Below are 20,628 nucleotides of genomic sequence, written 5' to 3'. Positions count from 1 at the left end.
ATGAATGAACACGACTTCTCTGAAATATATGCGATCATGGAAGCTTCTTTTCCAGCATCAGAATGCAGGACGTTTGATTCACAAAAGGCTTTATTGAAGCATCCTAGCTATCGCATCCTTACTGAAAAGAATGAGCAAGACCATACAGTTGCATTTTTGGCGGGCTGGGAATTTACGCATTTTCGGTTTGTCGAGCATATTGCGGTGGATTCGAGTATACGTGGTGGCGGGCTGGGTAAAAAGCTCATGAGCAGGTTCATCTCAGAGTCTGATAACCTGGTAGTGCTGGAGGTTGAGCCGCCAGTAGATGAATGGACTCGGAGAAGAATACGTTTTTATGAACGTTTGGGGTTTCATCTGAATCAGTTTGAATATGTACAGCCTCCTTTAAGAGAAGGGCAGGCTGATTTGCGGCTTCAAATTATGAGTTATCCAGATGCGCTGTCAGAACAGGAGTTTGCTCCGTTTAAACAGCTTTTATATACCGAGGTTTACGGGCTGAACTCCCAACGATGACAAACTCTTTTTCACCCATTTCAGAACCAACAGCTTCCTCTTGAATGATAAATCTATTTTTAGTATAAAAGTTGAATGTTTTCGTGTTCGATTGGTATACCTTTATTAATTGAATTTCATCATGCTGCTTCTTGACCCAGTCCAATAGCAATTTACCATAGCCGTTTCTTTGAGAACCAACACGTATAAAAAGCGCTGCCAAGTATCCATCGATCATGGAAACGAAGCCGCCAATCGCATGATCATCCTGCATAATAACGTAGTTTTGAGCGAGGGGAAGGTACTTGTTCTCCATTTCGGTAACTTGTGATGTCCAATATGAAGGAGCAATAAAATGATGGGCTTCTATGGAAGCTTCCAGCCAGATGGCTGCCAAATCCTTGAATTCTTCTACGCTCGCTGGTCTAATAGACACGGTATCGCCTCTGTTCACAGTATGTAACTTTATTCGATAGCTACTATGCTGGAAATAAAAAAGACCGTCCGTGGACGGTCTTTCTACCCGTGGCGCTTGGCTAAAGCCTTGATCCGTATCCCGCGCCTCCACTAACTCTGAAAATTAGAAAATAGCGGACCGGGTAAGGGATACGCTCAACATGTGATTACTAATGTTGACGCACCTCCTTTCCTGATGCGTTCATCTTACCATAAATGGTGTGTGACATCCAGTTTTTTTGTATATTTTCAGGGATCATTTATAAAAAATATAATATAAAAAATCCTTGATTTTATGGTCGATGAGAGATATAATCTTAATTACGGTGGTTGAAAACATCGGTGTTCATACATAGCATGCGGTCGTGGCGGAATTGGCAGACGCGCACGGTTCAGGTCCGTGTGGGCTAACCCCCCGTGGAGGTTCGAGTCCTCTCGACCGCATCATACCTTACAAACATGGTTCGTAGTTGCTTAGGCAATTGCGCACCTTTTTTATGTTGGTTGCAGAGTCAAAGATCGTAACCTTCTATGTCGCGTGAAACTCAATATGATATCATCCTTTCAGGAGCAAATTCATCTGAATGAAACCACGCAGCACCTTGTTATTAGTGGCCTGCACGCATCTCGGGTTATAACCAACACCTTCAAAAAGAGCAAACCAAGGCGACTGCTAATTGCACGCGTCTTGATGGCCTCTCCCAAACTATTGATTCTGGACGAAGCCTGCAATGGGCTAGATTTCCTGTCCAGAGAATCATTGCTCCAAAAGGGTAGCGTATTTGCCAGCGGAAGAACAAACGAGGTATTGACCGATGAAAAAAGAACAGGCCGTGTGACAAAGAAGCTCGTGTACGCATGGCTTGTTCTTTATTTGTGACGAATTATAAAATGAAGTACAACGTTTAAAAGAAGTCTACCGATGGATTTATGCAAAATGGAAGATATGTTATGTCAGCATTTCTGCTAGCCGATCAATACCTTCTTCAATGGCTACCTCATTAACCTTGGCGAAGCCCAGTACCCATCCTTTTCGATTGCTCTCCAAACAATATGTGCTAAGGGGATAAATGCGAATCCCTTTTTCAAGTGCCTGATTCGTTACCATTTCTTCATCAAATGATGCTTCAGCTTCAAGAAGCATATGCAATCCAGTTTCTACACCACTTAATTGGAAGCGTTTGTCCAGATCTGTCGCAATAATGGCTTTCGTCAGGGCCTCGTGTCTACGCCGATATACATTTCGCACTCTTCTCATATGCCGCATGAAATGACCGTGCTCAATAAAATGAGCAAGCGTTAATTGTTCCATAATGGGAAGCTGGCGATAGGTTAATTCATGAATTTGGGAAAGCTGGCGAATGGCTTCTTTAGGACCAACAATGGCCGATATACGAATACCGGGGGCAACCAATTTTGAAAAGCTCATCATATACAATGTGTTTTGCGGTTGCTGGTTGAATAACGTTGGAAGCGGGTCACCCCGATAGCGAAATTCGCTATCATAATCATCCTCGACAATCCAAAATGAATGTTGTGCGGCCATGTGTAATAATTGCTGCCTGCGGGGTTCTGACATGATGACTCCAACTGCACATTGGTGTCCGGGTGTTACAAAAACAAGTTTGGATTGAGGGTCAACACGATCAACTTGCAGCCCGTAAGTATCCACTGGAACAGGAACAACATCCATATGTCGATAGTTCATTGTCAACCAGGAAACAGGGAAGCCGGGGTCTTCTATCGATACGGTATCCCCTTCTTGTAGAAGACCCTGAGCGATCAAATCGAGAGTATGTTGTGCGCCTGAAGTTAAAAGGATTTGGTCGAGATCCACGTGGATGCCTCGCTCAAGTGATAAATAACGTCGAATCTGCTCGCGTAATGATACAAGCCCATAGGTGTCACCGTATGCCCAATTGTCCAAGTCTGTTACTGAGGAGGCTTGTAGAAAAGATTGCCTCCATTTTTTTTGGAATTGATCATCCAAATACGGCTCATGAGGACTAAAATCGATCTCTACCTTTTGGTCTTTTTTGCCTCTGATCCAGTTGTATAAATGACTTACATCAATATTTATTTTTGGTATTTCAGGAGTTGTAGGTTCTTGGGGGGATGCTTCTTCTGGTGAATGAGGCACATGCGCCCAATTACTGACTCTTGTACCGCTTCGGCGGGATGTTACTGTGTACCCGCGGCTGAATAATTCCTCATATACAATCTGAATCGTTGAACGCGAAACCCCAACCAATTGGGCGAGTTCACGAGAAGGAAGCAATAATTCACCAGGAGGCCATTTCCCGGTTGTAATGTTATGAATCATTTGGTCGAGTAATTGCTGCCAAATCGGCTGTTTATCATTTCGGTTTACTGTCAACATCGGTTTCACCTCGGATACGATCCAACAATGAAGTATGGATTACATAAAACATGTATTTTTTTATATCACTAACAATCCATTAGTGAATATACTAACATGCACAAAGTTATTTTGGCAAACTGTCAGATCGATCAAGGCGGCTATGGTGATCCGGCACACTTCACGTTGGATATTATATTCTCTTCTGATTCATGTGCGGTCCCCAAAAAAATCCACGGAGGTGACGGATGAAAAGGATTGTTCAAAATACTATTTTTGGACCGTTTCTAGCGGTCAAATAATTGCTATACTTAAAGGGCATTTATTTGAAAATGACAAAGTTTAGATTGTATTTCTTCTATAGAATAAAGGTTATGAATTTGATGAACGAACATACAAAATTAAAGATGAAAAGGAATTTCTCATATGCACATCCATTTTCTTATTCATGAAGTTTTCGAAGGGCCAGGCGCTTTTCTCACATGGGCCGAAGCAAAAGGACATAGCGTTGGCTATTCAAGGGTCTATAATGGTGAGCAGCTTCCTCATTCGGTAGAGGAAATTGATTTGTTAATTGTAATGGGTGGACCGCAATCCCCAAGCACAACCATTGAAATGTGTCCACACTTTGATGCGGCTTCAGAAGTGGCCCTGATTAAGAAGTGCGTGGAATCCAACAAGGTTGTATTAGGAGTTTGTTTGGGAGCCCAGCTCATTGGGGAAGCCCTTGGGGCGAGATATGAGCATAGTCCTGAAAAAGAAGTTGGTTGTTTCCCGATAACATTTACGGATGAAGGGAAGAAGATAGAGTTCTTTTCTCATTTCGGTAATACCAGTGTTGTAGGACATTGGCATAATGACATGCCTGGATTAACAGAAGGAAGCCAAGTGATAGCATTCAGCGAAGGTTGCCCAAGACAAATTGTAAGATACCAAGAATTTGTGTATGGATTTCAATGTCACATGGAGTTCAATCCTGAATTGATTGAGCTTTTGATCGCACATTCAGAAGAGGAATTGGCTGGGGACAAAAACAAACGTTTTGTTCAGCAACCAGATGAATTAAGGAAAAATGATTATACCACAATGAATAATCACCTGTTTGTCTTTTTGGATAAATTTAATGCTAAATATCTGGAGAAATAGCACTGGGAATATACCGATATATATGAATCGTTGTAAATCTGGATCAATTATGAACTCAAATAAGTAAAACGTTACAAAAAAAGTAGAAAAGCAGTGGCTATAGAGCTGCTTCTTTTCTAGTTCTACCCAGGATAGGGTGCTCGCTACCATAAGTCTGTAAGAACATCTTCAACCATTTGAGATGACAGTTCGTGCGGTACTGGGGCAGTATAGATTTCAGTTTTTGTGACGGATGCTTTCCCACATACAGATTATGGGGTAAAAAAAGCACTTGCGCCTCATAATTCGAAAGAAATCTTAGCTTTGGCAGTGGCATGGCATCCTTGGCGCAGTTATGCAACTATTAATTTGTGAAATTCGTTGTGAATTATACTTAGTTCTAGGAGGAAAATATGTATTATTCGACACAATATTCATCACCTGTAGGTTCGATTACGCTAGCGAGTGATGGTCAAAATCTTGTTGGCCTATGGCTAGAGGGACAAAAGTATTTTGGAGGTCCTGTGACGGAAGAAATGACTGAAAAATGTGATTTACCTGTTTTGGATACAACGAAAGATTGGTTGGACAAGTATTTTACTGGTCAAAATCCAGCGATTTCCGATTTGCCCCTAGCGCCGAATGGCGGTGCATTTCGTAAAGCGGTATGGGATATTCTTTGTGAGATTCCATACGGGAAATACATCACTTATGGGGAAATAGCAAAAATTGTAGCTTCTCGAACGAACAAGGCAAGCATGTCAAGTCAAGCAGTCGGTGGAGCTGTGGGCCATAATCCAATCTCTATTATTATTCCCTGCCATCGGGTTGTAGGGGCGAATGGGAGCCTGACAGGTTATGCTGGAGGCATAGATAAAAAAATCAAACTACTTGAACATGAAGGCGTAGATATGTCGAAGTTTTTTACACCTACTAGGGGTACTGCGCTCTAATCATGCTATATGATGATTGCGGCAATCCTTCCTTTTCTTGCACCCCGTCAGAGCTTTGGCTCCCGGCAAACACAACAAAGTCGTTTATAGAAGATGGGACTCAAACAACAATCAAGAACCACGAATCTTGTTAGCAGAGACGGTGGTTCTTTTGTGAACTTTGAAGTAAAACGCATTTCATCACGGAATCACCGTGATGAATGATCTTCACATATTTTTATAAGACCGTTTCAGCCAGTCGATATATTCCTTCCTCAATGAGTCCCTCGTCTACCTTTGCAAAACCCAACACCCATCCTTTGCGTCTGCTCTCCAAGCAGTAGGAATGGAGTTGATGCACACGAACTCCCCGTTGAAGCGCACGGCGGGTCATCGTATCCTCATCAAAACATTCATCAGCTTCCAGAAATACATGGAGACCCGTTTCAATCCCGCTCAATGTAAATTTATCCCCAAGGCCACTTGCCACAATTGACTTTTGTATGATTTCGTGCCGCCGGCGATAGATATTTCGAACTCGTCGCATATGGCGCATGAAATAGCCGTGCTCAATGAAATGTGTCAGCGTTACTTGTTCCATGATGGGAAGATGGCGATAGGTAAACGCTTGAACGCGAGCCAGCTGAGCAATCGCTTCTGTAGGTCCAATAACAACAGATATTCGAATGCCTGGTGCAGTCAATTTTGAGAAACTCATTAAGTAAAGACAATTTTGTGGAAGCTGGCTATATAAAGTCGGCACCGGTTCGCCGCGGTATCGAAACTCACTGTCATAATCATCTTCAATAATCCAGGCTCGTTGTTGTGCGGCTTTATGCAAAAGCTGCTGCCTGCGCGGTGCCGATAGCATCACACCAACGGCACATTGATGAGCCGGAGTGACAAAAATAAGTTTGGCTTCAGGCGGCACCTTCTCCACGACAAGGCCATATTCATCAACTGGAACTGGAGCAACCTTCATGTACCGGTATCTCATCGTCATCCATGCCACAGGGTAGCCGGGATCTTCGACCGAAACCGTGTCACCCTGGGTTAAGAGGGCTTGAGCGATGAGATCAATACTTTGCTGTGCTCCGGATGTCAACAAAATTTGGTTTGTTTGAACGTGAATGCCACGTTCAAGGGATAAATAGCGTTGGATTTGTTTGCGCAAAGGCTCAAATCCATAAGCATCCCCATAAGACCATGAGGATGCGCTTAATTCTGAAGAGGCATTCAAATAGGACTTGCGCCAAGCATTTTGAAAGTGCGAATCCAAATAAGGTTGATAGGGGCTAAAGTCAATAACCGAATTCAGGTTATCTTTGCTTCTGAACCATTGTTGTGACTGATCAACGAGATGAGGCAGATCAGGGAGCTGCGGAGGAATAGGCGAAGCCAAACCTTCTTTTTGTTTGCCCGCAATCTGACTCCAATCATTTACGCGTGTTCCCCCGCGACGCGAGGTCACTGTATAACCCCGGGTAAGTAGTTCTTCATAAACAATTTGTACGGTTGAACGAGAAACTCCTAACTGTTTAGCAAGCTCCCGAGAAGGTGGCAGGACTTCACCAGGCTTCCAAACGCCATTTGTAATATGTTCTATAGCCTGGTCAAGCAATTGCTGCCATATGGGTCTTGTGTTGGTGCGATCTACTTTCATGAATTCGCATCCCTGCCTTCCTAGAATAAACAGACATCATCTATAGTTTTGGACTGCTGGAATAGATATGTTTTGGATATATATAACCAATCCATCTGTTGATATACTAGCATAAAGCTCTTCGCCCTTACAATGGAACACGAACGGGGTCGATCACAGAGGAGAAACCAGCTTGTTCATGATGAACGTACTGATTTCTATTATGGTCATATGGCAAACAAAAGCGTACAAAGAATAGAAAGAGGGTAGAACATGAATCATTTAGTCCAAGAGAACCTTCAAACCGTAAGGGAACAAATGAAATTAGCTTGTCAAGCTTCAGGTCGTAAAATAGTAGATGTGAAATTGTTGTTGGCGACCAAAACGGTGCCAATTGAAAAATTAGAAATGGCTATGCAAGCTGGCGAAACCTTATTTGGTGAGAATAAAGCACAAGAGCTGCGGGGCAAGTTCCCGCTTATGCAGCAATATGAACAGGTGGAATGGCATTTCATTGGACATCTGCAAACAAATAAAGTAAAAGATGTTGTCAAATATGTAACGCTCATTCATTCTGTAGACCGTTTGAAGTTGGGACAGGCGTTGCACAATCAACTTCTCAAAGAGAATAAAACCATGGATATATTGGTGCAAATCAATACGTCCTACGAAGAAAGCAAATTTGGCGCTTCGCCTGAGTCCGCAATGGAGCTGGTGGAACAGTTGTCCCAGTTCGAAACGCTGAATATAAAAGGCTTGATGACAATTGGGAAGCTAGGTGCTACAAACGACGAGACTCGCCACTGTTTCCAATTATTAAAGTCTATTCAAACACAAATTAAGGAAAAAGATATCCCGCGTGTAGAAATGGACATCCTTTCGATGGGAATGTCCGGAGATTTCAAGGTAGCCATTGAAGAAGGGGCCACGATCATCCGCGTAGGGACAAGTGTATTTGGCCAACGATATTTGCCGGATGAATATTATTGGAATGAGAAAGTAAAGCATGATGACTAGAGATTATTAATAACAATGTTTCCTGGGTCACAAGGAGGTCCGCTAATAAAAATGCTATTCCTCATGATACTGCAAGTCCGTTAGTAACGAGTGGCATTCGTTTTGGGACTCCTGCTATGACATCTAGAGGATTAGGGCGTATGGAAATGAAAGGAATTGCCCAGCTTATTGGACTTGCCTTGAAAAATCCCAAGAGCTCGACGGTTAAAGAACAGATTTTTGGAAAAGTACGAGAGATCAATTTCCTTTATATGGTGGACTGTAGGAGCCGGAAGCTTGAAGGAGATAGCAGCAACCTTTCAGAATAGTGCTTAACTGATTGAGTCTTTATTAATTTAGTAATCAGAATCATTTAGAAGCAGGTGATAATTTTGGAAAAATTAAAAAATGTACTGGAGATTATAAAGTTAGGCGAAAAACTGAAAATGGAGCTTCGACATAGCTGGTTGTCCAATGGACGTAGAGAAAGTGTTGCAGAACACACTTGGCTAACTACACTTATGGCAATGGCTATAGAACCTTATTTACCAAGAAAATTAAATAGTGAGCGACTTTTAAAAATGTTGATAATTCATGACTTGGTGGAAGCTTATGCAACAGATATTCCTGCTTTCGAAACAATGAATAGTCCTGAAAGGAAAGCTATAAAAAGAAAGAATGAGATACTCGCAATTGAAAAAATACGTGATACTTTAGATGACGAAAATGGGCAACAATTTTATGAGCTGTGGTTTGAATTTGAAGAAAAAGAGACATATGAAGCAAAAGTAGCGAATGCGTTGGATAAACTAGAAGCTCAAATACAGCATAATGAGGCACCTATTGAAACGTGGCTGTCTATTGAACATAAAATGACATTTATGCTTGGAAAACATACAGATTTCGATCCTGTTTTATCCCAATTAAAAGAGTTAATTGAAGCTGAAGGTGAAAAAAAATTGATGGCTGCTGGTATTGATCCAAACAATTTAAAAGATGAAAGAGATTTTCTTTAACATTACGAACTTTAGGTTTGAGCTTGAAAGGTGCTGGCACTTTATTGCGTGGCTTACGTGTGGATTCACCGGACAGCATATTGGCCGCTCCTCTTAGCTCCCAATCGCATGCGCGATTCAGGTCCGTGTGGGCTAACCTCCTGTGGAGGTTCGAGTCCTCTCGACCGCATCACTTTACAAGTATGGTTCGTGAATTGCTTATCCAGTAATTGCGAACCTTTTTTATTTGAGGTTGGGTTGTCTCAAAAGTCATACAAATGTCTGAGGGATTTCCCCTGATGATTACAACAAATAAAGAGCGGTCTTTGATAAAATGGAAGTATAACTTGTTAATCTGTCGAAAAGAACGGTTTCCGTGTACATTCAAATATAGCATTGACCATACGGACAATTTAATAGAGCTGGAAAATATGTGTTTGTAGCTGTAATCTAGGTTGAGCCGCAAGCTATTTTACTATATAGTTATGACTGGGCAACCATTCCATCGAACTTAAGTGAATGCCAAAATAGGGGGATATTTACAATGATTATTAAACCGAAAATCCGTGGTTTCATATGTACGACTGCGCATCCTACAGGATGTGCGACTCATGTCAATCGTCAAATCGATTACATCAAAGACAGCACGGCTATACAAGGAGCTAAAAAGGTACTCGTAATCGGGGCATCCACCGGCTATGGGCTGGCTTCCCGCATTGCTGCGAGCTTTGGCATGGGGGCTGATACCATTGGGGTATCCTTTGAACGTCCTGCAGCAGAGGGACGCACGGCTTCAGCAGGCTGGTATAACACGGTGGCCTTTGAAAGAGCAGCCAGAGCGGCTGGCTACATAGCGGAAAGCATTAATGGAGATGCATTTTCCCATGAAATTAAGCAAGAGACGTTGAAGCTGGTGAAGGAAAAGCTGGGCAAGGTAGACCTGATTGTATATAGTGTCGCTTCACCACGGCGGACTCATCCGGATACTGGCGAAACATTCAGTTCCGTTCTCAAGCCGATCGGACAGCCGTTTACGAATAAAACGGTGAATACGAATACAGGTATCGTATCGGAAATTACGCTGGAACCGGCTACGCAGGAGGAAATTGAGAACACCATCACGGTCATGGGGGGCGAAGATTGGTCCTTATGGCTCAAGGCGCTGGAGGAAGCTGATTTGCTGGCTGATGGGGTAGCCACACTGGCTTACTCGTATATTGGTCCGGAGATCACGGAGGCCATTTATCGTAAAGGAACGATTGGTCAAGCCAAAAACGATTTGGAAGCTACAGCGCATACGTTAACGAAACAACTGGAGCGTTATCGTGGTAAAGCCTACGTTTCTGTAAATAAAGCTCTGGTTACACAATCGAGTTCGGCTATTCCTGTTGTGCCTCTGTATATTTCCTTACTGTTTAAGGTCATGAAAGAAAAGGGATTGCATGAGGGATGCATTGAGCAGGCGCAGCGTCTGTTCGAAAAACTGTATAGCGGGTCAGCTGTGGAAACCGATGAGGAAGGGCGCATTCGTCTGGATAACTGGGAAATGAGAGAGGATGTGCAGGAGGCTGTCAAAGCTGCCTGGTCCGAGATCACTACAGAAAACGTGTCTGAACGGGGCGATCTCGAACAGTACCGTCTAGATTTCCTTCAATTATTTGGATTTGGGTTTGAAGAAATTGATTATGAATTGGATGTTGATCCAGAGGTTCACACCCATTAAGAATCAAATATGAGTCAAATAAAAACGGGTACACTCAAGCGATGCAAATAGCTTGTGTGGCCCGTTTTTTTATCAGGATTTTTGCAAAATCCTCTTATGTATGCGGGCAGATGCAAATTGCGAGTTATTCCACCGAATTGAATTTATCGGGAATTGGACGAAGAAAGCGACTTGCGGTGAAGCAAGCGAAAAACAGCAATGGTGATGATAATTCCAGCAATGCCAAAGACGCTGACAGAAGTCAGAGCTTGATAGGCTTGCCAACCGAACAGAAAAGCAATACCGCTGCCAAAAGTCGTACCTGCCAGTAATCCAAGCGCGCAGGCAGTGTCTGTACTAAATTTCATAATCATTTTCCTCTCTAATGTATGAATAGTATAGTAACTTGTACTTTTTCTCTGGACTTGAGTATGAACTTGTGCGTACAATTAAGTGGTAATCGTTTTCAAACTGAATCTTTTATCAATATGGGTCATTTTTATGCAAATTATTCCTTTTCAGGAGGCTGATGAAATGAATATGAATGAGCAGATCAAGCAGTGGAACGCAGAGGCGCAGGCAAGCAACGCTGATCACCCCCACCGCAAGGTAGAGCTGTTTATCGAGGTGCGTGATGGAGCGCTTGAAGCTGTCGTCCCTTATTTGAACCAACAGGGGTATCGTCATGTAACCTTGGTAGAGGATGAGCATACTTCGGCAGCGGCAGGCGAAAAGGTGGCTAAGCTGATACGTGAGGCAGGGTTGACGGTTGATATCGTACGGCTGCCTCCCAATGCTGTGGGAGATGTTATTGCCGATGAAACCTACATTATGAAGGTGCTGCTAGGCGTGAAAGATCAGAGTCAGGCTGTACTGGCTGTAGGCTCCGGTACGATTCACGATCTGGTTCGCTTCGTATGCTATAAAATGAATCGTCCGTTCTTGTCCATACCGACGGCCGCCTCCGTAGACGGTTTTACCTCGGCAGGTGCGCCGCTGATCGTAGACGGCAGCAAGCAGACATTTCAGGCGGTTCCGCCAGAAGCGATCTTTGCGGATCTGTCCGTACTGGCGAGTGCACCACAGACGATGACTGCCGCAGGCTTTGGCGATATGCTCGGGAAATTCACCTCATTAGCGGATTGGCATGTATCCAGAGATTTGGGGAATGAGCCGTATTCACCCGTGGCTAACCGGATCACCGAAGAGGCTTTGCATGCTTGTGTAGAGCATGTTGATGAAATTGCGGCAGGCAGCAAGGCAGGCGTTGAGGTGCTAATGAACGCGCTGATTGCATCCGGCATTTCGATGCTGATGATCGATCATTCGCGTCCAGCGTCGGGAGGAGAACACCATATTTCCCACCGAATTGAAATGGATTTTATTGCAGAGGGACGCAAGCAGGTTTTGCATGGTGCTAAAGTGGGCGTAGCTTCCGCCTTGTTGTCTGACATGTACAGGGAATTGGCTGCCAGTCAGGATGAGGAGGCTTTTAAAATATATCGGGACTTGCCTGCATCGGAACAGATGCGTGCATGGCTCGCTCAGGTCGGTGGCCCGTCCACTATTGCCGAGCTTGGAGTTACGGAGGAACAGCTTGCTCGTGCTTTGCGCACGGCCCATACTTTGCGTGACCGCTACACAGGGCTCAAGTATATGAATGAGCATCAACTGCTGCGTTCGTAATGTGCAAGCTCTGCAGATGCCCTTTAGATATTTAGCCAAGCATGCGTAGCAAAGGAAAGGATTGTGAATGGGTTTACGCCTCCGGCGGCTATACAACAATATCCTGGTCCTATAACATTTGTATGTACAAATGAACGATATGCTATAATCGTGGAATACGAAACGGGTACACGATATTGCAAGTACGGAGGAAATTATGGCGCCCAAATATATACAAGTTAAACAGGAAATTTTATCATGGATTCATTCATCCAAACTGGAGCCTCAAAGCCAGCTTCCATCTGAACATGAGATGTCTGAGCAATTTGCCGTTAGTCGGCAAACGGTGCGTCAGGCGCTGGGCGAGCTGGTACAGGAAGGCTGGCTGTTTCGCATGCAGGGCAAAGGGACCTTTGTCGCGACACGGGATCGTAAACAACCCGAAGATCCACGGACGATTGGGGTGGTTACGACCTATATATCCGATTATATTTTTCCCTCTATTGTACAGGGGATTGAATCCAAATTAAGCCGTCAGGGCTACAAGCTGCTGCTGTCCAGCACAGGGAATGACCCCGAGCAGGAACGCCAGTGTCTGGAAATGCTGCTGAGTCAGCCGCTGAGCGGAATTATTATTGAACCGACCAAAAGCGGGGAGCGCAATCCCAATTTGAATTATTACTTGACCGTGGAAAATCGCCAAATCCCTTATTTGATGATCAATGCGCGTTATGAGGAAATGGATGCGCCTTGTCTGCGTGTGGATGATGAAAAGGGTGGTTTTTTGGCGGCTGAGCATTTGATCAAGCTGGGACACCGACGGTTGGCCGGATTTTTCAAAACCGATGATATGCAGGGAATTCTGCGTATGAAGGGGTTTGTGGCTGCTCACCGCAAATATGGGGTGACATTACACCCGAATGCAATAACGACTTACCGGACAGAAGAAAAAAATGAGCTTCCGTTACAACGTGCATCGGATCTGTTGACGATGGAGGCGGGGGAGCGTCCGACCGGATGGGTGACCTATAATGATGAGCTGGCTGTCCGACTACTGGATATTGTGCGTTCGGCGGGCCTGAGCATTCCCAATGACTTATCGCTGGTTGGGTTTGATGATTCATTTTTGGCGACAGCAACGGAAATCAAGCTAACGACCATTCGACATCCCAAGGAAGAATTGGGGCTGCGTGCTGCCGATACCATGCTGTCGATGATTGAAGAGAAGGGCTATCGTGAAGAGGATCGTCAGTGGATTATACCGTCTGAGCTCATTGTTCGCGAATCCACAGGGCCAGCGCCGGGAAATGCCCGGGAAATGTAGGATAAAATATCAGTTGCTTTTATTTATTAACATGTAAGGACAAGTTAGTGAGTATACGGCTTCAAAGCGGTATATTTTATCGGCATAACTCTCGCCGCACTTCTCGTCACACTAACAGTCTGTTTTCTCAATTGCAGAAAATAGGCTGTTTTTGCTATGTTTTTTCTGAAAACAGGTGTGGAAATTGATCGAAAAAAGACATAAAAAAAGACTGGCTAAGTTGTACGTACAAGTGTATAATGAAAGCGGAACCAAGGATAAAGGGTCATAACGACCCTCCTGTCATTTTTATCAGAAGTTGGGTTCAGTCACTTCCATTGCAGATTTCAGAAATGATAGTAAAAGGAGTGTCTTATACATGTTGGAACAATTGAAAAAGGAAGTATGGGAAGCCAATCTGGCTCTTCCAAAGCATGGTCTGGTTACTTTTACTTGGGGAAATGTAAGCGGTATCGACCGTGAGCAGGGATTGGTTGTTATCAAGCCAAGCGGTGTGGCCTATGAAGACCTGAAAGCCGAGCAATTGGTTGTGCTTAATCTTCAAGGTGACATTGTTGAAGGTGATCTTCGCCCTTCGTCAGATACACCTACACATTTGGCGTTGTACCGTGCTTTCCCGCAAATTGGAGGCATTGTGCATACCCACTCTTCCTGGGCTACAAGCTGGGCGCAAGCAGGACGTGCGATTCCGGCGTTAGGTACAACTCAAGGTGACTATTTTTATGGGACAGTTCCATGTACGCGTGCGATGACTTCGGAGGAGATTGCCGGGGAATATGAGCTGGAGACAGGGAATGTGATCATTGAGACCTTTAAGGATATTAGTCCAACAGACATCCCGGGTGTACTCGTGAATCAGCATGCGCCGTTCACTTGGGGTAAAAATGCTCATGATGCAGTTCATAATGCAGTTGTGCTGGAGGAAGTCGCCAAAATGGCGTACCGTTCCTTCATCCTGAATCCGGAATTAACCTCGATGGATCAGGCGTTGCTGGATAAGCATTTTCTGCGCAAGCATGGGGCAAACGCTTATTACGGCCAAACGAAAAAGGAGGAGGCGCACAAATGAGCAAGTATACCATTGGTGTCGATTATGGAACCGAGTCCGGCCGTGCGGTCATTGTTGACCTGTCAAACGGAGCCGAAATTGCTACACATGTAACACCATATCGCCATGGGGTTATTGATGAAGTGCTGCCAGGTAGCGGACGAAAGCTGGAAATGGACTGGGCGCTGGAGCATCCGGCTGATTATATTGAAGTGCTGACCACTTCTGTACCTGCTGTCATGAAGGAAACGGGAATTTCTCCAGATGACATCATCGGGATCGGAATTGATTTTACGGCCTGTACGATGCTGCCGATCGACGCACAAGGGCAACCGCTGTGCTTTGACGAGAAGCTGAAGGATAACCCGCATAGCTGGGTAAAACTGTGGAAGCACCATGCAGCACAGGATGAAGCGGATCGTTTGAATGAAATTGCTTCGCAGCGCGGAGAGGCGTTTCAACCCCGCTATGGAGGAAAAATTTCGTCTGAATGGATGATCGCAAAAATCTGGCAAATTCTGAATGAGGCACCGGACATTTATGATCAAACTGATCGTTTTGTGGAAGCGACCGACTGGGTTATTTCTCAGCTGAGTGGAGAACTGAAACGCAATCAGTGTACAGCTGGCTACAAGTCCATTTACCATCACCGCGATGGTTATCCGGACCGTGAATTTTTTAAGGCGCTTGATCCGCGTCTGGAAAATCTGGCGGATACGAAGCTTCGCGGTGAGATTTATGATTTGGGCAGTCGGGCAGGTGGATTGACAGAAGAAATGGCTGCAAAACTCGGCCTGAACCCGGGAACAGCGGTAGCGGTAGGGAATGTGGATGCGCATGCGGCTGTTCCGGCAGTAGGCGTGGTTACACCAGGCAAGCTGGTCATGGCGATGGGAACTTCTATTTGTCATATGCTGCTTGGCGAGGAAGAAAAAGAAGTAGAAGGTATGTGCGGCGTTGTAGAGAACGGCATTATCCCGGGCTATTACGGATATGAGGCTGGACAATCGGCAGTAGGAGATATTTTCGCATGGTTCGTGGAGCATGCTGTTCCGGCTGAGGTGAAGGAGCAGGCCGCTGCGGAAGGCGTAAACGTCCATGTATGGCTGGAGCGTAAAGCGGCTGAATATAAACCGGGTGAAACCGGATTGCTGGCGCTGGACTGGTGGAACGGTAACCGTTCTGTGCTGGTTGATACCAACCTGACAGGTCTGATTGTCGGGTATACGCTGCTGACGAAACCAGAGGAAGTGTATCGTACATTGCTGGAAGCAACAGCGTTCGGAACACGTAAAATTGTCGATGCGTTCCATCATAACGGCGTACCGGTAGACGTATTGTACGCTTGCGGTGGGTTGCCGCAGAAAAACCGTTTGTTGATGCAAATATATGCCGATGTAACTGGACGTGAGATTAAGGTCGCAGCTTCTACCCAAACTCCTGCGCTGGGCGCGGCTATGTTCGCGGCCGTGGCTGCGGGAGCTAAAGCCGGGGGATATGACGATATCGTCGAAGCAGCGCGCCATATGGCGCGTGTACGGGACGAAAGCTTTAAGCCGATCCCTGAGAACGCGGCCATCTATGATAAGCTGTACGAGGAATACAGCCGTCTTCACGACTACTTTGGACGTGGAGGCAACCCGGTCATGAAAAAGCTGAAGGCCATCAAGGAAGAAGCCGGACGTTCATCAGAAGTGGCAAGCACTCAATCTTAAGTAGTTAAAGAACATATAAACCAGAAGCCTCGTGAGGCTCTATGGTATCTAAAAAAGCACAGTACGCCGAGAAATCGGCAAACTGTGCTTTTTTTGCTTGTTATATTGTGTGAATCACATGGTGTGAAAGTCTCATCAAATGAAAGATGGTAATGCGTTCCTTTCAAAGACTTTCATAAAAAGTACATCCGTTTCGTTTTAAGGGACATTTTTACTTTTTCAGCATGGCATCAGCAAACAAAATGGATTTTGGAATACGGAAAAACTGTTCCGCCTGATCCTGGAAGGTTTGGGAAGGAACGGTACCCTGGTGCAACCATTTTCGGAATGTGCCGGGATGGACGCCAATCCAATGACTGACATCGGTCACCGAAATATCATGAACCATGCATAGACCCGCCAAGATCCGATTTTTGACCGGAGAACGAGTTACAGTCCGTTTCATAAAACGAGACGGCGCTGGTTGACAGATGAGCGGTGAACGCCGAACAACCTCTTCATTAAACAAAATATGGTGCGGATAACCAAGTGTATTACACGTCTTTTCCAGATTGGTGTTGCCAGGAATACGGCCCTCATATACCCACGCGCTCACGCTGCGTGAGGAGATGGAAAGCTCCTCGGCAAGTTGGGACAGTTTAATGTCATTCGCCATCAGAACGGCAAGCAGAACGCGATTGCGTACTTGACAGCGTGTTGGCTTGCGAAAACGTTTGACACGCACACCTTTTCCCAAATATTTGCGATTGATCAGAGACCACGCCTGAATGGAATGTTTGTCTTGTTGTTTAGGCATATATCCTCCGATTTTTTTAAACACATACTACTATATCCGAAGGGGGCTTTGCAAGTGACTCTTCTCCCGATTTTCTTTTAATCCCATGGGCTTAACCGGTTTATGGAAAATAAGGACCATTAGGCCTATAAAATTGGAAGTTTAAGGTGTCAATACTTAAAAAGTAACATTATTTGTGGAAATGGAGGTAATATGTTCTTTTCTTATGATTGTAAGGATATATAGAGAGAAAAGTGGGTTTTGCAGCTCGGCATGTAATTTTTGCAACGAGAAAAAGGAGGATTATACAGCTAGATGCATTATAAAAAGGTAATGATATGGTTTCTTACAACCATTTTGGCATTTAACGCTTTGCTGTGCATGTCTGATTGAGGTAGGTAATAAGGTTCTTTCCAAGAATGAAGAGACTGGTGAGCAGGCTTACAAGGAAGTCACGCATCTGTATCGAAATGAAAGGAAATCATCTATGAACTTACAGTAGGTAACCAAGTCATTGAGACAACCGACAATCATCTGTTTTGGGTTGAAGGCAAAGGATGGGTGCTAGCGGCAGACTTGCAGATTGGGGATAAGCTACAGCAGAGTAACGGAAATACCTTAACGATTGATAAAATCAATATTGTAAAGCACGATGAAAAAGTTAAGGTGTATAACTTTACTGTTGCCGATTTCCACACGTATTTTGTAAGCGATTTGAGTATATGGGTTCATAATATTGGTTAACGTATCAGGTAAGTCTCAGTGGGCGGACGGACAAAATGGAGTTGAACCTACCCAACGAGCTTGGTTGAATGGCGCAGTTGTCAAGCCGGACGGTACCGTTAAGATTTGGGATAATGGTACAATAAGGATAAAGGTTCATATTGATGGTAAAGGGAATCTTCACGGTTATCCTGTTGATTAAGGAGGGGAACTATTTTGGCGGATATAATAAAAGTTATAGAGAATGTATATAAAAATGGTGACTTATCGTTTCTTCTATCATCCTATGTGGATAGAGACTATTATTTACAGAACTTCAAAGAACTCTTCGTAGGCAAACATATTGAGAATATGACGGATTTTAATTATTCAAAGTGTTTTAGTATTTGCATAAATTTATCCGATATTGACTCTCCTATTGGTAGTCAACAATTTGAGCAATTTATCACTGGAAACGGCAATGTTTACAGAGTTGACGTACAGATGTCAGTAATTGCACCGTATGTGGTGGTTAAGTATCTAAAATATGAAATAAAGGATAATAGGGTTGTTGTACAAAGTAGTAATGTTCCCTTTCTTCCGAATCAAAATATGTATGATGAAAAAATTAAAGGATTTCTCAGCGGCAAAGGATATGCGTTATTAGATGACGTTGAGTTGACTAAAGCAGTTCCGGGGATAGTTTTAGAATTACAGGAAGACACATCTAGTGTTTATAATTGTTTATTCGAAGATTTATCGTCTTATTATCCTTACAGCAGTTAAATGATTTATTGTTGTTATGCGCCCACTAAGAATATTAGTGGGTTTCTTTTTGTTTTCATTTAAAACTTTAAAGGTACACCCAGTGCCGAATGAATTGGGTAGCATGTCCTGAAAGAACTTAACCCTCATCATCCCTTACGGCCATGTTTTGCTCAGAATACCTTACCTTCGTTTTCTACGGTTTTTCCGAAATATATTGAAATTGTAAATAAAATCACAACGAACAGCCCGTTTAAGTTAAGTTTATAACTAACGAAGGGGAGAAACCAATCGAGGACATTAAAGTCGGGGATCGGGTTCTTTCCAAGAATGAGAATACGGGCGAGGTAGAGAGTTACTTGGACCGACTACAAAGAGGGTATTTAACTCAATGGATTTATTCACAACTTTGTAACCTCTCGGGCAAGGGGGTTGCGAGATTGTTGTCAAATTGTTTTACTATGTTTACTTACTATAGTCTGGTAATCTATTAATATATATGGGGGACGAAAAGACGTTTGGATTCAGTCAGTTGAGATGCGTTTATGTTCTAAATGTTGAGTGAATGTCTATATCGTCATGTCTGTATAACTTCATAGACAAGCTAGAGATAGCTCCCGCAGATAATAAAATACAGCACAGGATGGTGTAGTGGATGAAGTTTTTAAAAGTAAGATGGATGGCAGTATGCTTGATGGCAATCTGTTGTTTGGGGCTGCTGGGTATACATACGAATACGGCGAGTGCACAAGCTAAGGCTCCTTTGTTGGGCGTCAATGATGTGTTACTAGATTCCAATACGATTCAGCCAGTGATGAAAAATGACAAGTTGTATGTACCTATCGTTATATTAGGGCAAAAGATGGGCATTTCTGCTTCGGCTAGCGGGAACACACTGATATTGACGGGACATAACCGCAGCTTTACGCTGAGTTTGACCCAAGGTGATGTTTTCGAACGTGGAGGACGCACGATGGTGCCAATTCGCACTTTGGCAGATGCGTTCGGATTTACCATTACGCTTCCGTCAAGTAATCTGTATCGAATTCAGAACGCAAATGCAAGCTTGTCTGATGCACAATTTGTGAATACATTTGCAGCGGAAATTAAGCAGCATGCAACTGTCAAGCCAGGCAACACGGGGAATGCTTCCTCATCCAGCCGTACGATTTATTTGAGCTTCGACGATGGTCCTACAGCGCACACTGCGCAGCTACTGGATATTCTGGACAAATATAATGCCAAGGCTACTTTTTTCATGCTAGGACCGGAAATTCGTCAACATAGTGCTGTGATGAAGAGAATGGTAGAAGAGGGGCATAGTCTGGGCTTACACGGAATGAGTCATCAGGTGAAGAAAATCTATGCATCTCCTGCAGCAGCACTTGCAGAAATGAATCAGGATAATGAGATTTTATTCCAGGCAACTGGGAAACGCACTTCTCTAATTCGTACGCCTTATGGCAGCAAACCGTATTTGAAGAAAGCCTACCGCGACCAACTGACAGGTGCAGGCTATCATATTTGGGATTGGAATATAGATTCTAATGATTGGCGTTATACCAAAAATCCCGAGCATTTTGTAAAGACCGTTTTAAGTGACATTCGAAGATTGAAAAAGCAGGGCAGAACACCAGTCGTTCTGATGCATGATAAGCCATCTACGATCAAGGTGCTACCACAAATTATGGCGGCTTTGCAGAAAGAAGGCTATTCGTTCGAGCCATTGAACAACAACCTGACTCCGCTTAACTTTTGGAACGATCATCGTTAATTGAATAGAATGGATGGAAGGAAACCGGTTTTTAAATGGTTTGCATCCGTTCGAGCTTACAGAACCGTGGATAAATTCCACGGTTTTTTGTTGTGCCTCAGACTCCGCTTGGCGTTTGTTATATGAATCTATGAATTGGCAGCCATATTCAGGTCATA

General features: G+C 44.0%; 20 protein-coding genes, 1 tRNA gene and 1 pseudogene. 17 read left to right on the top strand and 5 right to left on the bottom strand.

Going from position 1 to position 20,628, the window contains the following annotated elements:
• On the top strand, window positions 1–516 hold the full coding sequence (locus tag BAZ21_RS02770) for a GNAT family N-acetyltransferase (protein ID WP_068496820.1): 516 nt from the start codon (window positions 1–3) through the stop codon (window positions 514–516).
• Here the strand turns inward: BAZ21_RS02770 and BAZ21_RS02765 are convergent.
• Window positions 467–931: a GNAT family N-acetyltransferase gene (locus BAZ21_RS02765; protein ID WP_068496818.1), complete on the bottom strand. Its 465-nt coding sequence runs from the start codon at window positions 929–931 to the stop codon at window positions 467–469. The genes BAZ21_RS02770 and BAZ21_RS02765 overlap by 50 nt on opposite strands.
• Before the next feature lie 379 nt (window positions 932–1,310).
• Between BAZ21_RS02765 and BAZ21_RS02760 the strand changes: the two genes are divergently transcribed.
• Together BAZ21_RS02760 and BAZ21_RS28380 are read left to right on the top strand one after the other, a co-directional pair.
• Window positions 1,311–1,395 (top strand) — tRNA-Leu (locus tag BAZ21_RS02760).
• Between the two features lie 106 nt (window positions 1,396–1,501).
• Window positions 1,502–1,831, top strand: coding sequence for a hypothetical protein (locus BAZ21_RS28380; protein WP_141694933.1), 330 nt, complete (start codon window positions 1,502–1,504; stop codon window positions 1,829–1,831).
• Between the two features lie 69 nt (window positions 1,832–1,900).
• Here the strand turns inward: BAZ21_RS28380 and pdxR (BAZ21_RS02750) are convergent, their stop codons facing one another.
• Window positions 1,901–3,331, bottom strand: a complete 1,431-nt coding sequence (pdxR, locus tag BAZ21_RS02750; RefSeq protein ID WP_068496813.1) for a MocR-like pyridoxine biosynthesis transcription factor PdxR — start codon at window positions 3,329–3,331, stop codon at window positions 1,901–1,903.
• A gap of 405 nt (window positions 3,332–3,736) precedes the next feature.
• On the opposite strand from pdxR (BAZ21_RS02750), the gene BAZ21_RS02745 reads away from it, so the two are divergent.
• Complete coding sequence (locus BAZ21_RS02745) at window positions 3,737–4,456, top strand: type 1 glutamine amidotransferase (protein ID WP_068496811.1); 720 nt, start codon at window positions 3,737–3,739, stop codon at window positions 4,454–4,456.
• A gap of 392 nt (window positions 4,457–4,848) precedes the next feature.
• Entirely contained in the window at window positions 4,849–5,388 is a 540-nt protein-coding gene (locus BAZ21_RS02740) for a methylated-DNA--[protein]-cysteine S-methyltransferase (RefSeq protein ID WP_068496809.1), read from the top strand.
• A gap of 217 nt (window positions 5,389–5,605) precedes the next feature.
• Here BAZ21_RS02740 and pdxR (BAZ21_RS02735) read toward each other — a convergent pair whose 3' ends face one another.
• A complete protein-coding gene (gene pdxR, locus BAZ21_RS02735) occupies window positions 5,606–7,030 on the bottom strand; it encodes a MocR-like pyridoxine biosynthesis transcription factor PdxR (RefSeq protein WP_068496807.1) in 1,425 nt (474 codons plus the stop codon).
• Window positions 7,031–7,282: 252 nt separating this feature from the next.
• On the opposite strand from pdxR (BAZ21_RS02735), the gene BAZ21_RS02730 reads away from it, so the two are divergent.
• The 5 genes and pseudogenes from BAZ21_RS02730 (at window position 7,283) to fabV (ending at window position 10,723) form a co-directional block, all read left to right on the top strand.
• Window positions 7,283–8,026, top strand: a complete 744-nt coding sequence (locus BAZ21_RS02730) for a YggS family pyridoxal phosphate-dependent enzyme (RefSeq protein WP_068496805.1) — start codon at window positions 7,283–7,285, stop codon at window positions 8,024–8,026.
• Between the two features lie 2 nt (window positions 8,027–8,028).
• Window positions 8,029–8,136: pseudogene (locus tag BAZ21_RS30090) on the top strand (hypothetical protein); the annotation flags it as partial.
• A gap of 30 nt (window positions 8,137–8,166) precedes the next feature.
• A complete protein-coding gene (locus BAZ21_RS29470; RefSeq protein WP_256019483.1) occupies window positions 8,167–8,334 on the top strand; it encodes a hypothetical protein in 168 nt (55 codons plus the stop codon).
• Window positions 8,335–8,451: 117 nt separating this feature from the next.
• Window positions 8,452–9,021 carry an HD domain-containing protein gene (locus BAZ21_RS02725; RefSeq protein WP_068497077.1) on the top strand — a complete coding sequence of 190 codons (570 nt, stop codon included), beginning with the start codon at window positions 8,452–8,454 and terminating at the stop codon, window positions 9,019–9,021.
• A gap of 523 nt (window positions 9,022–9,544) precedes the next feature.
• Window positions 9,545–10,723 (top strand): enoyl-ACP reductase FabV, encoded by a 1,179-nt coding sequence (fabV, locus tag BAZ21_RS02720; protein ID WP_068496803.1) that lies wholly within the window; start codon window positions 9,545–9,547, stop codon window positions 10,721–10,723.
• A gap of 143 nt (window positions 10,724–10,866) precedes the next feature.
• Here the strand turns inward: fabV and BAZ21_RS02715 are convergent, their stop codons facing one another.
• On the bottom strand, window positions 10,867–11,070 hold the full coding sequence (locus tag BAZ21_RS02715; RefSeq protein ID WP_068496801.1) for a hypothetical protein: 204 nt from the start codon (window positions 11,068–11,070) through the stop codon (window positions 10,867–10,869).
• Window positions 11,071–11,236: 166 nt separating this feature from the next.
• On the opposite strand from BAZ21_RS02715, the gene BAZ21_RS02710 reads away from it, so the two are divergent.
• From BAZ21_RS02710 to BAZ21_RS02695, 4 genes are all read left to right on the top strand, one after another.
• Entirely contained in the window at window positions 11,237–12,388 is a 1,152-nt protein-coding gene (locus tag BAZ21_RS02710; RefSeq protein ID WP_068496799.1) for a sn-glycerol-1-phosphate dehydrogenase, read from the top strand.
• A gap of 196 nt (window positions 12,389–12,584) precedes the next feature.
• On the top strand, window positions 12,585–13,691 hold the full coding sequence (locus BAZ21_RS02705) for a GntR family transcriptional regulator (RefSeq protein WP_068496797.1): 1,107 nt from the start codon (window positions 12,585–12,587) through the stop codon (window positions 13,689–13,691).
• A 358-nt stretch (window positions 13,692–14,049) separates the two neighbouring features.
• A complete protein-coding gene (araD, locus tag BAZ21_RS02700) occupies window positions 14,050–14,760 on the top strand; it encodes an L-ribulose-5-phosphate 4-epimerase (protein ID WP_068496795.1) in 711 nt (236 codons plus the stop codon).
• Window positions 14,757–16,454 (top strand): ribulokinase, encoded by a 1,698-nt coding sequence (locus BAZ21_RS02695; protein WP_068496794.1) that lies wholly within the window; start codon window positions 14,757–14,759, stop codon window positions 16,452–16,454. Before araD ends, BAZ21_RS02695 begins: the two co-directional genes overlap by 4 nt.
• A 211-nt stretch (window positions 16,455–16,665) precedes the next feature.
• Here the strand turns inward: BAZ21_RS02695 and BAZ21_RS02690 are convergent, their stop codons facing one another.
• Entirely contained in the window at window positions 16,666–17,250 is a 585-nt protein-coding gene (locus tag BAZ21_RS02690) for a helix-turn-helix domain-containing protein (protein ID WP_007429779.1), read from the bottom strand.
• Window positions 17,251–17,790: 540 nt separating this feature from the next.
• Here BAZ21_RS02690 and BAZ21_RS29465 point away from each other — a divergent pair.
• The 3 genes from BAZ21_RS29465 (at window position 17,791) to BAZ21_RS02670 (ending at window position 20,470) form a co-directional block, all read left to right on the top strand.
• Window positions 17,791–17,973 (top strand): polymorphic toxin-type HINT domain-containing protein, encoded by a 183-nt coding sequence (locus tag BAZ21_RS29465; RefSeq protein ID WP_068496791.1) that lies wholly within the window; start codon window positions 17,791–17,793, stop codon window positions 17,971–17,973.
• Window positions 17,974–18,168: 195 nt separating this feature from the next.
• On the top strand, window positions 18,169–18,717 hold the full coding sequence (locus tag BAZ21_RS02675; RefSeq protein ID WP_068496787.1) for a hypothetical protein: 549 nt from the start codon (window positions 18,169–18,171) through the stop codon (window positions 18,715–18,717).
• Window positions 18,718–19,351: 634 nt separating this feature from the next.
• On the top strand, window positions 19,352–20,470 hold the full coding sequence (locus BAZ21_RS02670; RefSeq protein ID WP_068496785.1) for a polysaccharide deacetylase: 1,119 nt from the start codon (window positions 19,352–19,354) through the stop codon (window positions 20,468–20,470).
• Window positions 20,471–20,628: the final 158 nt, after the last annotated feature.

Origin of the sequence: Paenibacillus kribbensis (assembly GCF_001705305.1) — a bacterium.
GTDB classification, from domain to species: Bacteria; Bacillota; Bacilli; order Paenibacillales; family Paenibacillaceae; genus Paenibacillus; species Paenibacillus kribbensis_B.
Note: the sequence above shows the minus strand (reverse complement) of the source record. Positions and strands in the feature narration are given on the sequence as shown.